Annotated in this window: 11 protein-coding genes; 6 read left to right on the top strand and 5 right to left on the bottom strand. The window is 73.4% G+C overall.

Going from position 1 to position 13,473, the window contains the following annotated elements:
* Positions 1 to 26 precede the first annotated feature (26 nt).
* Positions 27 to 1,049 carry a LacI family DNA-binding transcriptional regulator gene (locus tag E1269_RS00620; protein ID WP_131889930.1) on the top strand — a complete coding sequence of 341 codons (1,023 nt, stop codon included), beginning with the start codon at positions 27 to 29 and terminating at the stop codon, positions 1,047 to 1,049.
* Here the strand turns inward: E1269_RS00620 and E1269_RS00615 are convergent.
* From E1269_RS00615 to E1269_RS00595, 5 genes are all read right to left on the bottom strand, one after another.
* Positions 1,038 to 2,549: a glycoside hydrolase family 3 protein gene (locus E1269_RS00615; RefSeq protein ID WP_131889928.1), complete on the bottom strand. Its 1,512-nt coding sequence runs from the start codon at positions 2,547 to 2,549 to the stop codon at positions 1,038 to 1,040. The two genes, E1269_RS00620 and E1269_RS00615, sit on opposite strands and share 12 nt — an antisense overlap.
* Before the next feature lies 1 nt (position 2,550).
* Positions 2,551 to 3,465 carry a carbohydrate ABC transporter permease gene (locus E1269_RS00610; protein ID WP_203432656.1) on the bottom strand — a complete coding sequence of 305 codons (915 nt, stop codon included), beginning with the start codon at positions 3,463 to 3,465 and terminating at the stop codon, positions 2,551 to 2,553.
* Positions 3,462 to 4,454 (bottom strand): carbohydrate ABC transporter permease, encoded by a 993-nt coding sequence (locus tag E1269_RS00605; RefSeq protein ID WP_131889926.1) that lies wholly within the window; start codon positions 4,452 to 4,454, stop codon positions 3,462 to 3,464. The genes E1269_RS00610 and E1269_RS00605 overlap by 4 nt, the downstream gene beginning before the upstream one ends.
* A complete protein-coding gene (locus E1269_RS00600) occupies positions 4,426 to 5,709 on the bottom strand; it encodes an extracellular solute-binding protein (protein WP_131889924.1) in 1,284 nt (427 codons plus the stop codon). The genes E1269_RS00605 and E1269_RS00600 overlap by 29 nt, the downstream gene beginning before the upstream one ends.
* 437 nt (positions 5,710 to 6,146) lie before the next feature.
* On the bottom strand, positions 6,147 to 7,313 hold the full coding sequence (locus tag E1269_RS00595; protein WP_131889922.1) for an ROK family transcriptional regulator: 1,167 nt from the start codon (positions 7,311 to 7,313) through the stop codon (positions 6,147 to 6,149).
* Between the two features lie 216 nt (positions 7,314 to 7,529).
* On the opposite strand from E1269_RS00595, the gene E1269_RS00590 reads away from it, so the two are divergent.
* The 5 genes from E1269_RS00590 to E1269_RS00570 are packed head-to-tail and all read left to right on the top strand — an operon-like array spanning position 7,530 to position 11,721.
* Positions 7,530 to 8,432 carry an SMP-30/gluconolactonase/LRE family protein gene (locus E1269_RS00590; protein ID WP_131889920.1) on the top strand — a complete coding sequence of 301 codons (903 nt, stop codon included), beginning with the start codon at positions 7,530 to 7,532 and terminating at the stop codon, positions 8,430 to 8,432.
* A 23-nt stretch (positions 8,433 to 8,455) separates the two neighbouring features.
* The gene (locus E1269_RS00585) at positions 8,456 to 9,172 is read left to right on the top strand and encodes an SDR family oxidoreductase (RefSeq protein ID WP_131889918.1); all 717 of its coding nucleotides are present in this window, start codon (positions 8,456 to 8,458) and stop codon (positions 9,170 to 9,172) included.
* Positions 9,173 to 9,225: 53 nt separating this feature from the next.
* Positions 9,226 to 10,449, top strand: a complete 1,224-nt coding sequence (locus E1269_RS00580; RefSeq protein ID WP_131889916.1) for a hypothetical protein — start codon at positions 9,226 to 9,228, stop codon at positions 10,447 to 10,449.
* A gap of 1 nt (position 10,450) precedes the next feature.
* Positions 10,451 to 11,050 carry a hypothetical protein gene (locus E1269_RS00575; protein ID WP_203432654.1) on the top strand — a complete coding sequence of 200 codons (600 nt, stop codon included), beginning with the start codon at positions 10,451 to 10,453 and terminating at the stop codon, positions 11,048 to 11,050.
* Entirely contained in the window at positions 11,047 to 11,721 is a 675-nt protein-coding gene (locus tag E1269_RS00570; protein WP_131889914.1) for a hypothetical protein, read from the top strand. Before E1269_RS00575 ends, E1269_RS00570 begins: the two co-directional genes overlap by 4 nt.
* Positions 11,722 to 13,473: the final 1,752 nt, after the last annotated feature.

Genomic DNA, 13,473 nt, shown 5'->3' with positions numbered 1-13,473 from the left:
AGAGCATTGGAGGTTGATCCGGTTCAATGACGAAACAGAGTCGCCTGCCAACAGGCATCCGCGAGGTCGCCCAGCTCGCGGGCGTCTCCATCGGCACGGTCTCGAACGTGCTGAACCGGCCCGAGGTGGTGGCCGAGCGGACGCGCCGGCGGGTCCAGGACGCCATCGACCGGCTGAACTTCGTCCCGAACCGGGGTGCCGCGGACCTGCGCTCCGGGCGCAGCCGGATGATCGGCCTGGTGGTGCCCGACATCACCAACCCGTTCTTCGCCGAGGTCGCCCGCGGCGCCGTCGACGCCGCGGGCGAGAGCAACGTGGCCGTCGTGCTGTGCAACAGCGACCAGGACCCGGCGAAGGAGGACCGCTACCTCGACGTGCTCGAGGAGCACCGGGTCGCCGGTGTCGTCATCAACCCGCTGGCCGCGATCCCCGACCGGCTCGCCGCGCTGCGCGACCGCGGCTCACGCGTGGTGTGCGTGCACCGGTCCGTGCGTACCAGCGAGTTCTGCTCGGTCGCGGTCGACGACGTCGAGGGCGGCCGGATCGCCACGGAGCACCTGCTGAGCCTCGGCGCGCGCAGCGTCGCGCTCGTCAACGGCCCCGTCTCGCTGCGGCCGTGTGCCGACCGGCGCCGCGGCGCCCGCCAGGCGATCAAGGCCGCCGGGCTGCCGGCCGACGCGCTCACCGAGGTCACCGCCGCCTCCATGACCATCAACGACGGGGTGGAGGCGGCCGGCCAGCTGCTCAAGGGGCCGGCGCTGCCCGACGCCGTCTTCTGCACGAACGACCTGCTCGCCATCGGTGTCACCCGCCGGCTCACGCGGGCCGGCATCGCGGTGCCCGGCGACGTCCCCGTCGCCGGCTACGACGACATCGACCTCGCCGCGGAGGCCACCATCCCGCTCACCTCCGTCGGCCAGCCGAAGTACGGCCTGGGCTACCGGGCCGCGCAGCTGGTGCTGGCCGAGATCGCCGAGGACGAGGGCCACCGACACGAGCGGGTCGTGTTCCACCCGCAGCTGACCGTGCGCGACTCCTCACGTCGCTGAGCCGGGCTCAGACACCCCTGAGTGGCTTGCCAAAATGTCGGCAGCGGCCTCGGCGGTCACCCGGGCGGCACCGTAGGTGAGCACGTGGTGCTCGCCGAGCACGTCGGCCACCGGGTTCACGTCGTGGTCGACGACGACGAGGTCCGGCCGCAGCTCCCGGGCCGCCGCCACCAGACCGACCTGCCAGGGCCGGCGCCGCACCCCTCGGACACCGACGACGACCCGCCGGTCCGGGTGTTCGGCCAGCACCCCGGCGAGGTCCGGCCCCGCCTCGGTCAGCCGGACGACGACGGTGCCCGGCACCCGCGCCGCCAGGTGCTCGGCCACCCCCCACGGGATCGGCCCGGCGGCCATGGACGGCTCGTCCTCGAGCTGCAGCACCAGCGGCGGCGCCTCCAGTCGCAGGTCACCGGCCGTGGTCACCGCGCGCCGCGCGGCGCCGGTGGCGGCGCCCGCGGCGACCGGGACCGGCGTGACCCCGGCCAGCCAGCGGCGCAGCGACGCCACCCGCCCGGCCGCCTCGGCCAGCCGCTGCTCCGGTAGGCGGCCGGACTCCACCGCCTCGACCAGCGCGGACGCCATCGCCTCCAGCGTCTCCGGGCCGACGGTGTCGCCGCCCACACAGAGCGCGTCGACACCGGCCAGCAACGCCAGCACGGCTCCCTCGGGATGCCCGACGGTGCGGCTGATGGCGTGCATGTCCATGCCGTCGGTCATGACGAGGCCGTCGTAGCCGAGCTCCTCGCGCAGCAGCCCGGTGATGACCGGGCCGGACAGCGTCGCCGGCCGCTCGCCGTCGATGGCGGGGAACCGGATGTGCGCCGTCATCACGATCTTCACGTCTGCCTTGACCGCGGCCCGGAACGGCGGCAGGTCGCGCTGGTGGATGACCTCCAGCGAGTCGTGGATGGACGGGACGGTGAGGTGGCTGTCCTCGCTGGTGCCGCCGTGGCCCGGGAAGTGCTTGGCGGTGGCGGCGACGCCCTGCGCCTGCTGGCCGGCGACGAACGCCGCGACGTGCCGCGACACCAGGTCCGGGTCGAAGCCGAACGACCGAGCCCCGATGACCGGGTTCTGCGGGTTGGAGTCGACGTCGGCCACCGGCGCGAAGTTGAGGTGGACGCCGCAGGCCCGGAGCCTGGCCGCGATCTCGGCCGCCACCCGCTCCGACGCCTCCGGGTCGTCCAGCGCACCGAGCGCGGCGTTGCCGGGCAGCGTCGAGCCAGCCGCGACGTCGAGCCGGGTGACGTCGCCGCCCTCCTCGTCGATGCCGACCAGGAGGTCCGGGTTGGCCTCGCGCAGCGCGGCCGTCAGCTCCGCCACGCCGGCGTCACCCCGCGAGGGGTCGACGTTGCGGCCGAACAGGACGACGCCGCCCAGCCCTTCGGCCGCCAGCCGCCTCAGCCAGGCCGGCGGCGTGGCGGCACCGAGGAAGCCCGGAAACATCGTGGCGAGGGCGAGCCGGCGCAGCTCCGCGCGGCCCGCGTGCAGATCGGTCATGTCAGCCCTTCACCGCCCCTGACACCAGACCCGAGGTCATCCGGTGCTGGACGAACAGGAAGAAGATCATCACAGGGATCGCGATCACCACGCTGCCGGCCATGATACCGGCCCAGTCGCTGGCCCGATTGGCCTCGGTGAACGTCTTGAGCCACAGCGGAAGCGTCATGTTGTCCGGTCTCGTCATGACCACGAGCGCCAGCGTGAACTCGTTCCAGGCCTGCAGGAACGCGTACACCCCGCTGGCGACCAGGCCTGGCGCCAGCAACGGGAGCGTGATGCGGAAGAACGCCTGCACCCGGCTGCAGCCGTCGACGAGCGCCGCCTCCTCCAGCTCACGCGGAACGCCGTTGACGAACCCGCGGAGCATCCAGATGGTGAACGGCACCACCGCGGCCACATACAGCAGCGACAGCCCGACCACGCTGTTCAGCAACTGCCACCCCTCCAGCAGCTTGAACTGCGAGATGAACAGTCCCTCGGCGGGGATCATCTGGATGATCAGCACCGCCAACAAGAAGCTGCGGCGGCCGCGGAACCGGAAGCGCGACAGCGCCAGCGCCGCCAGGAACGCGAACAGCAGCGCCGCGGCCACGGTGATCAGCGTGACGGTCGCGCTGACCCGCAGCGCGCTGAGGAAGTTGCTCTCGAAGACGCGCTCGTAGGCCGCCACCGTCCCGCCCACCGGGAAGAACGTCGGCTCCGGACTGCGGATGCGGTTGAACGGCAGGAACGAGCTGTTCAGCATCCAGTAGACCGGGAACGCCCAGACGACCGCGATCGCCACGGCCAGGGCGCCGAACCACCTGCGACGGCGCCGCGGCGACGAGCGCCGCAGCTTCGGACGCGGCGGCGCTGAGCGCGGCCCGCGCGGCCGGTCACCTGTCGCCGTCGTCGACGGTGTCAGCGTGCTCACAGCTCCTCCTCGCGGACCAGGACGCGGACGTAGTAGAGGCTCAACGTGACGGTGAGCAGCAACATGAACCACGACGCCGCGGCCGCCATCCCGAACTCCCCCTCGCCAAGACCCAGCCGGTAGATGTAGGTGCCGATGAGGTTCGTCTCCGCGGTGACGCCGCCGGCGTCCTGCAGCACGAAGATCTGCGTGAAGACCTTCAGGTCCCAGATGATCTGCAGCAGGCCGACGATCAGCAGCACCGGCCTGACCAGCGGCATCGTGATGGCGCGGAACCGCTGCCAGGCCGAGGCGCCGTCGATGGCGGCCGCCTCGTGCAGCTCGCCCGGCACCTGCGTCAGCCCGGCGTAGACCGCGAACGCCACGAACGGCACGCTCATCCACACGACGATGACCGTCGCCACGACGAAGAACGAGAGCTGGTCGATCAGCCACGAGTGCCCGGCGAACTGCTCGAACCCGGCCCTGACCAGCACCCAGTTGATGACGCCGTACTGAGCCTCGAACAGCCACTGCCACACCGTCAGCGACGCCAGGTGCGGCATCGCCCAAGCCAGCAGCAGCCCGATCTGCAGCGTGAGCCGCGGACCGGTGCCGGTCAGCGTCATGAGCACGGCGAGCGCCACGCCCAGCACCATCGTGATGGCCGCGTTCGCCAGGCAGAACACCACCGATCGGACGATGACCGTCCACAGGTAGGAGTCGGTGACCAGCTCGACGTAGTTGTCCAGCCCCACCCACTGCGGCGGCTGGCCGAACTGCTGTGCCAGCCCGTACTCCTGGAACGACATCACCGCCTGGCGCACCAGCGGGTAGCCCAGCGCGGCGGCCAGCACCAGCACCGCCGGCACCAGCAGCACATACGGCAGCAGGCCCTCGCGGCGCCGGCGGGGCTTGCCCCCACCCGCCGGCGCGCCGGCGCCCGCGGACGGCGCGCCCGCGGGGACGGGCCCGGCCGGACTAGCCGAGCTGGTCGGCGATGGCGGCATCGGCATCCTCGGCGAGCTGCTGGACGTCGCCACCGTTCGCGATCGCGACGAACAGGTCCTCCAAGATCCGCGACCCCTCGACCGACGCCCAGCCGGCCGCTGCCGGGGTCAGCTTGGCGTTCGTGACGGCCTCGACGGTGGCCGCGGCGAACTCGTCGGTGCCCAGGCCCGCGGCGAGCGACGTCTTGGCCGGGGTGAGGCCGTTCTCGGCGTACTGGCTCTGGAACTCGTCGCTGAGCATCAGCTCCACCAGGTTGCGGGCCAGCTCCTGGTTCTGCGAGGTGGCGGAGACGGCGATGTTGGAGCCGCCGAGCAGGACCGGCGCGGGCTCCCCGTCACTGCCGGGCAGCGCGAAGACGCCGACGTTGGCCATCATGTCCGGGCAGCCGATCGCCGGGTCCTCGATGCTGCCACGCAGCCAGCCGGGGCGCAGCGCCATGCCGACCTCACCGGCGCAGAACGGGACGTGCCCGTCGGCCTCGTTGGCGTCCTTCGGAGCGCCCGACGCCTCGGCGAACAGCCGCTGCACCAGCTCCAGGCCGGCCTGCGACTCCGGCGACGACAGCGAGCCGACCCACTCGCCGTCCTCCTCGACGGCGAACTCGCCGCCGGCGTCCCAGAGGAACGCGGCGCCGTCACGCCAGTCCTGGCCGGGCAGCCAGAATCCGGAGAAGTTCGGGACGTCGGCGTTGTCCTGCTTCAGCTTGACCGCCGCGTCGACGAACTCCTGCATCGTCGTCGGGATCTCGATGCCGGACGCCGCGAACAGGTCCTTGCGGTAGAAGACGTAGGCCGACCCGGCGTACAGCGGGACGGCGTAGGTTTTGCCGTCGGCGCTGCCGGCCTCGACGAAGCCCTGCAGCAGGTCGTCGCCGCCCAGGTCCGGCAGCAGGTCGGTGATGTCGCTGAACGCGCCGACCGTGGTGAACGTCGGCGCCTGCGTGTTGCCGACCTCCACGACGTCCGGGGTCTCCGACTCGCTGCCCAGCGACGTCGTCAGGCGGTCGACCAGACCCTCCCACTGCTGCTCCTCGATGGTCAGCGTCGAGCCGGGGTTCTGCTCCTCGAACTCCGCGACCAGCCAGTCGCGCATCGACTGCGGGGTGTCGGGTCCGTTGATCCACAGCCGGATGTCGGCGGGTTCCGGGGTGCCGCCGGCGGCGGGTTCGGTGCTGTCGTCGCCGTCACCGCCGCACGCGGAGAGGGCGAGCGCCGCGGCGGCGAGGCCGGCGGTGAGTAGTCGTGCTCTGTTCACGGCGGTTCCTCCTGTGCACGCGCAAACTGGAAGGCGACCTTTCTATATGTGCCCCTACTGTAAGGTTTCCTGCCAATTCCGCCAGTCACAGTTCCGTAACACCCTGTTGGGAATGATCACGTTCAGCACGAGATCTCGTGTCGCACCATGCTTGTAGGCCTGGTGATGCGCGAGATCTCCTCGTGATGGCTGGAGCGCGAGCAACCGGCGCCCATCCGCACGCTCCCCGATCCATGCGCCGAGCAACGGCTCGCGACGAGCACGTCACCGCCGCCGACGGACGGAGTGCACCCACCCATCCGGGGCCATCACCAGGATCATCTGTGCTTCACCATGCGTGCAGGCATGGTGCGACACGAGATCTCGTGCTGAACGTGATCATTCCGGCCGGAGCCGGGGTGCACCCACCCGCCGCGGGGACGGCGAGGGCGCGGGGATCAGTCGGTGGTGGTGAAGAGGTACTCGCGGGCGTGGGTGACGGCGGTGAGGACGGCGCCGCGCAGGACGGGGGCGGACGAGACCGCCGTCGGGACCACCCGCGGGTTCACCGGGGCGATCCGGCGCACGTCGTCGCCGACCAGCTCGCACAGCCGCTGACCGCCGGCCGCACCGATCTCGCCCGCCATGACGACCAGCGCGGGGTCGACGACGGCGCAGACGGACGCCACGCCGAGGGCAAGCCGGTGGGAGAAGTCCCGCAGGAACCCCTCCGCGGCCGACCCGCCGGCCAGGGCGGCCCGCACCGCCGCGGCCGCACCGTCGGCGAGGATGCCGTGCTCGTCGGCGAGCTCGTCGACGGCGCCGGCGCCGACCAGCGCCTGGAACGCGCCTTTCGCCGGCCGCTCGACGCTGGCCGGGGACGGGACGCCGGGCATCGGCAGGTATCCGATCTCGCCGGCCGCCCCGGTCGCGCCGCGGTGCAGGTGACCACTCAGCACGACCGCGAGGCCGACGCCGCGCCCGACCCACAGCAGCACCATGTCGTCGACGTCGCGGGCGGCGCCCTCGGCCCGTTCGGCGACGGCGGCGAGGTTGACGTCGTTCTCGAACGCGACGTCGCACCCGAGGTCGGCGGCGAGCAGGTCGCGCAGGCCGCGGTGCCATCCGGGCAGGTCGAAGGAGAGCTCGATGTCGCCGCTGGTGGGGTCGACGACACCGGGCATACCGATGACGACGTCGTCGACGTCGGCGACGCGGATGCCGGCCTCGGCCGCGGCGGCCAGCGCCATGTCGTGGATGAGCCGCTTGGGCTCGGGCCCGCCGTCCAGCGGCTGCGACACCTGGCCGACCACGGCGCCGGTGACGTCGGCGACGCCGGCGACCGCGAGGTCGGGGTTGAGCTCCACCCCGATCGAGTACGAGCAGCCGGGACGGACGGCGTACACCTCGGCGCTGGGCCCGCGGCCGGCCGAGCGGGTGCCGACCACCTCGACGAGGCCGCGTTCCTGCAGCCGGGCCAACAGCTGCGACGCGGTGACCTTGGACAGGCCGGTCAGGCGGCCCAGGTCGACCCGGGTCAGCGGCCCGGCCGTGAGCAGCAGCTCCAGCGCGCTGCGGTCGTTGATGGCCCGCAGCAGGCTCGGCGTGCCAGGTCGTTGCGACACGGCGTCTCCGATTCGGCATCTGGAAACAGTCTTGTGAAAAGAATTCTTGGCGACACCGTACCTCCCCGCCTACGTGACGGGCGAGTACCGACGGCCGTGACCCCTGGACTCTACGTGCTCCGCGGACTAGACCTGAGGTTGATCGCACTCACCGCCACGGAAGGGACGACGCCCATGTCCCGAAGCCTGCCTCGACTCGTGTCCTTGCTACTCATCGTGCCCGTCGTCACTGTGACCATGGCCGGCGGCACGCCCGAGCCGAAGTCGCTGCCGCTGCCGGTCGACTTCGCGCCGGAAGGCATCGCCGTCGGCGGCGGGTCCACGTTCTACGTCGGTTCCCTGGCCGACGGCGATATCTACCGCGGCAGCCTCCGCACCGGCGACGGCGACGTGCTGGTCGACGCGCCGCCCGGCCGGATCGCGGTGGGCCTCAAGGTCGACCAGCGCCGCAGCGACATCGTCGTCGCCGGCGGCCCGAGCGGCGAGCTCTACGTCTACGACAGCCGCGACGGCGCCCCCGTCGACGACGTCCAGCTCGCCCCGGCCGGCACCGCGTTCCTCAACGACGTCACCCTGACGCGGCGGGCCGCGTACGTCACCGACTCGTTCAACCCGGTGCTGTACGAGGTCCCGCTCGGGCGGGACGGCCTGGGGACGCCGCGGACCATCCAGCTCAGCGGCCCGGCGGCCGCCATCGCCGGCGACTTCAACCTCAACGGCATCACCGCGACGCCGAACGGCCGCACGCTGATCGTGGCGCACTCCGCCCTCGGCGCCGTCATGACGGTCGACCCGGTCACCGGCGCCAGCCGCCAGATCGCCGTCACCGGCGGCACGCTGACGCCGGGCGCGCAGGACGGCGTCCTGCTCGACGGCCGGACGCTGTGGGTGGTGGAGAACTTCGCCAACAGGGTGGTCGGCATCCGGCTCGGCCACGACCTCGCCACCGGCCGCATCACCGACATCGTCACCGACGACGACGTCGGCGGCCTGTTCCGCATCCCCACCACGGTGGTTGAGCGCGGAGACCGGCTGGCGGTGGTCAACGCCCGGTTCGACCTCGGCATGCCGCCACCGCCCGGCAGCGACTTCGACGTCGTGGTGTTCGACAAGCCCTGACACCACCGCCCTAGAGTTCGACCATGACCGAGCAGTCCGTGTTCATGGTCACCGGGGCGTCCCGCGGCATCGGCGCGGCCACCGCGCGCCTCGCCGCGGCGGCCGAGGCCGGCTACCGCCTGGTGCTCACCGGCCGGACGATCGCGCCGCTGCGGGCTCTGGCAGGCGAGCTCGGCGGCCCGGACCGCGCGATCGCCATCGCGTGCGACAGCACCGACTGGACCGCGCTGTCCGGCGCCGTCGACCAGGTCCTCGACCGCTGGGGCCGGCTCGACGTCGTCGTCGCCAACGCCGGCATCAGCGTCACCACGTCGTTCCTCGGCGAGGGCGGCGAGCCACCTGAGCGGTGGCGCGACCTGGTGCTCACGAATGTCTACGGCCCTGCTTTGACCGCGCGCGCCGTCCTCCCCGAGCTGCGGCGCACCCGCGGCCACCTGGTGCTGACGGGGTCCGCGGCCGGCCGCGGGGTGCGGCCGGGCAACCTCTACGCGGCCACGAAATGGGCGGTCACCGGCCTGACACAGTCGATCCGGGCCGAGTGCGTGGGCACCGGCATCCGGGTGACGCTGATCCAGCCGGGTCTCGTCGACACCGGTGCGATCCCGCCGAGCCGGGTCGCCGACCCCAAGCTCCGTCCCGACGACGTCGCCAGGGCGGTGCTCTACGCGGTCGGCCAGCCGCCGCACGTCGACGTCAACGAGATCCTCGTGCGCCCGGTGGGCCAGCGCGCCGACCGCTGACCCGTCCCCGTCGGTTGGACAGGGTCCCCATCGGTGATGGCATGCTGTCCGGCATGACCGCCGGAGCCGAGCTGACCCTGGATCAGCTCGCCGGCGACGCCGCGGTGGAGCGGCTCTACCGGCAGGTCTTCGCGGTGCTGGCACGCGAGTCCGGCGCCATGATCTCCGACGTCGAGCTGCTCGACGTCGACGAGGCCATCCTCGACGCGTTCGCCGACGCCGGCCGCGACGGACTCACCGTCGACCAGGCGGTCGCCGCATGCCGGCCCATCGACCCCGGCCTGGTGCACCGCCGCTTCGAAGTCCTGCGCGACTACGCCGCCATCAGCAAGGTGGTCGATCGCCCCAACGAGCGGTACCACCGCGCCGCGTTCGCGCCGTACGTCATGCTGCTGTTCCTACGCCGGATGGCCGAGCAGGGCGGCCAGGCCGAGCTGCACCAGCTGCTCACGCTGGAGCACGTCGGGGTGACGGCGTCCGACGCGGTCCCAGAGACCGGCCGCACCTCGATCAACCGGCTGACCAGGATCTTCCGCCATCTCGGCAACGAGCTGGCCATCCTCGCCGCCGGCAGCACCGCCGAGCAGCTCGGCGACCACGCGCAGTTGCTCTGGGGCAACCAGACCCTCATCGGACAGGCCGAGGACGTGCACGCGGTCGCCCTGGACCGCTGGCCTCAGCTCGACGGCGAGTGCGCCGCGCTGCGGGTCGCGCTGGCCGCCTACGGTGACGCGGTCGAGAAGGCGGCCGGCCGGCTGATCGAGCGGGCCGGCACCACCCGCGCCCTCGGGCTGCTGTCGGTGGAGTCGTGGCTGAGCTTCGCCCGGACGGCGTCGGAAGACGACCTCGCCGGGGTGCTCGACAGCTTCGTCTTCGACGCGCCCGCGCCGTGGTTCTCGCCGACGCTGGTCACCGAGGCGGTCGAGAGCGGCCGTAGTTCCTCCACCGTCCGCCAGCCCCCGCCGCGCCCGGAGTCGGCCACCGCGCCGCCGCCACCCGACATCACGCCGGTCGACGACGCTGCTCGGCTGCGCCAGACCGCGGAGCTGCTGCTGCGCGGGGCCGACGCCGTGTGCGTCGCCGCCGTACTCGACGACGCCGACGACTGGCTGGCCGCCCGGCGCGCGCTCGCCGACCTGACTGCCATCCACCACCATCCCGACCTCGAGTACGAGCTGACCTGGTCCGACGGCCTGCGCATCGACATCGGCGGCAGCGCGTCGTGGGTCTCGGACGGATCGTTCCGCCGCACCCCGCCGGAGACGAGCGCCGCCTGACATGACCGACGACGACACCGCCCTCTGGTGGGCGCGCTACCGCGCGGGCGGACCGCAGCGGGTCGCGCCCGCGAGCGCCTACCCGGCCGGCATGACGCGCCTGATCGAGCCCGATGCCGGCGCGGTCTGGCTGCTCCCCGAGCTGCCGCCGGGCGCGCGGCCGGACGTGCTGGACGAGCTGGGCCTGCCGGGCGTCGCCGTCGACCAGCGGGGCGACACCGCACGCGTGCTCGCGGCCTGCCTGCGCTGCTGCTGGACCGAGCCCAGCGGCCCGATCTGGCCGGCGGCGCCGGCACCGTTCGACCAGGTGCTCGCCGTGTTCCGAGCGGTCACCGGCAGCCGCGACGAACGCGCGCTGCACGCGGCGGTGATGGGCGCGCTGCGGCGGCTCGCCGGCGCCGGCTGGGTGCTGTTCGACGAGGACACCAGGACCGTCCGGCTCGGGCCGCGGGTGGCGGCCTGGTCCGCCGCCGAACTCAGCACGCTGCGCGAGCTGTGGCGCTCGCTGCCGCTGCCCCCGCCGACGACGGGGTCAGGGTCACCCTCGGCGCCGCGTGCGGCCGAGGAGCCGGCCGCGACGGACCGGGAGACCTACGAGTGAACGGCTCCGTGTTCGACGCCGCCCTGGCCGAGCTGGGCGAACGACACCGCGACGAGGTCCTCGCGGCCTTCGCCGCCCTCGAGCACGGTCGCGAGCCGGTCGCGGAGGCGCAGCTGCTGGCGCTGCGCGACGCCACCGTCCGGCGCGACCTGCAGCGCCTGCTGAACCGGGTGGGTCGCACGCTGGTCCGGGTCGGCGGCACGCACTGGACGTCCGGGTTCCGCGACGACGTCACCGCCGCCCTGTCCGCCGAGGGGACCGGCGCGCAGACGTCGATGGACCGGGCCGTGCTGGTGCTCGTCCTCGTGCACTCCGTCGCGATCCCGCGCAGCCAGGGGCTCATCGGCGGCGACTCCTGGACGTCGGGGCACCCCACGTCGGTGGACGAGCTGATCCGCTACACCCAGCTCCCGCGCGGTGAGATCCGGCCGGCGCTGCAGCGGCTGCGCGCGGCCGGGCTGGTGCAGATCGCGCCGGCGCGCGGACGGACCACCGTCACCGACGGGCCCGCCTACCTGCCGGGCCCGGCGTTGCACCGGCTCACGAAGGCCGCCCGGCAACGCCTGGAGCACGAGCTGATCCTCGCCGCCGCGCCGGACAGCCCGCTGGCCGCGGCCATCCGAGCGCGCCGCCCCGGCCGGCCCACCGACGAAGGGAGTGACGACACGTGAGCCCAGCCTCGGGCGCTTTCGACATCGTCGGCGAGCGGGTGCTCGTCGGCGTCCAGGTGGTCGACATCTCCCGGCTGTCCACGCACCCGGTGCCGATGATCGGCCAGGGCCTGGTCACCGTCGCCGGGCAGGGGCCGAAGGACTCCAACGGTGCCGGGAAGTCGTCGTTCATCGCCGCGCTGAGCCTGCTGCACGCGGACGAGCAGTGGAAGCTCGCCAGCGGTGCCGCCGGAGCGGCCGAGCTGCTGTTCACCGCCGAGCTGGCCGCGCAGGAGGGCAGCTGGTCCAACGTCGACCGCGGCTACGTCATCGGGGTCTTCGCACCGCCCGGCACCACCGGCCGCACCGACCCGACCGCCGAGACCCTCACGGTCTGGCTGCGCATCAACCGCAAGGCGCCCTACCTCGACGTGCGGTGGACCGACGGGTTGCACGTCCCGTACGGCGCCACCGAGGCCGAGCGCGCCGCGCGGGTCGACGAGCTGTGGCAGGCGCTGCCGCGCAGCAACGGGCGCACCGACGTCCACGCCGGCCAGCTGTCCCGGGTGCTGTTCGGCCAGCACGCGCGGTGCGTGTCGTTCCTGTCGACGTCGGTGCGGTCCAGCCAGACGGCGAACCTGCTGGCGCAGCCGCTCAATGACCTCCCGCCGCACCGCATCTTCGACGCCATCGCGACGCTGACCGGCCTGGACCGCGAGCTGGAGCACGAACAGGTGCTGCGCACCGCCGAGCACCGCCACCGCGGCGACGTCATCGACGCCGAGCGCGACCTCGCCGCGTGGGAGAGCGAGATGGCCGTCGTGGAGGCCGGCATCGCCCGCCGGCTCGCGGCCCGGGAGCTGCTCGACGACGCGCGGACGGCCTGGCGGGCGCGCTGCGCCCGGCACCTGCTGGACGGCGTCGAGGAGGCCGAGCACACCCGGCGCGCGCTGGCCGATCTCGACGAGCGCGAGGCCGAGCTACGCGCTGAGATCGAGGCGGTCGAGGAGCGGCTGTCAGCGCTGACCGACGACGACGAGTCCGCGCGCCGGTTCCAGGCCGCACAGCGCCGCCGCAACGAGCTGATCGCCCGCGACCGCGAGCTGGAGGCGACCCACCTCGCGGCCGCCCAGCAGGTCGAGAGGCTCAGCGAGGCTCTCCGGCACCTGACCGAGCAGGCGCAGGCCGCCGACGGCCGCACCCCGCCTGTGGCCGCAGCCGAGCTCGAGCAGGCCCGGACCGCGCTGGAGGAGGCGCTGGGCGCGCAGGCGCTGGCCCGGGCCGCCGCCGACGACGCCCGCCGCCGGCTCACCGCGACGGAGTCCGGCGACGATGTGGCGGCCGAGCAGATCGGGCTGCTGCGGGCGGCAGGCGTGGAGGCGACGGCGCTGGTCGACGTCGTGGAGGCTGACCCGGCCGAGCGTGACGTGTGGGAGCCGAGGCTGGCGCCGTACCGCGAGGCGGTGGTGGTGCCGCGCGCCGACGGTGCCCGCGCGGCCGCCGCGCTGGCCCGGTTGCCGGGCTCGCTGCTGGTGCTGGCCGACGGCGACCGCGACCTGTCCGCGTTCCGCGCCGCCCTGGCCGACCGCGCGGGCGGCAGGTTCGGCGGCGGGGAGGGTGACCCGTCCGCCGTCGCCGTCGTCGACGAGGCCGCCGGGATCATCGCCGTCGGCGGGTTCGCCGAGCCGATCACCGGGCAGCCGGCCCGCGTCGCCGCCGCGACCGCCGACCACGACGCCGCCGCGGCCGCCCTGGAGGACGCCGGCACCGTCG

The sequence above is a fragment of the Jiangella asiatica genome, from assembly GCF_004349065.1.
Classification (GTDB): domain Bacteria; phylum Actinomycetota; class Actinomycetes; order Jiangellales; family Jiangellaceae; genus Jiangella; species Jiangella asiatica.
Note: the sequence above shows the minus strand (reverse complement) of the source record. Positions and strands in the feature narration are given on the sequence as shown.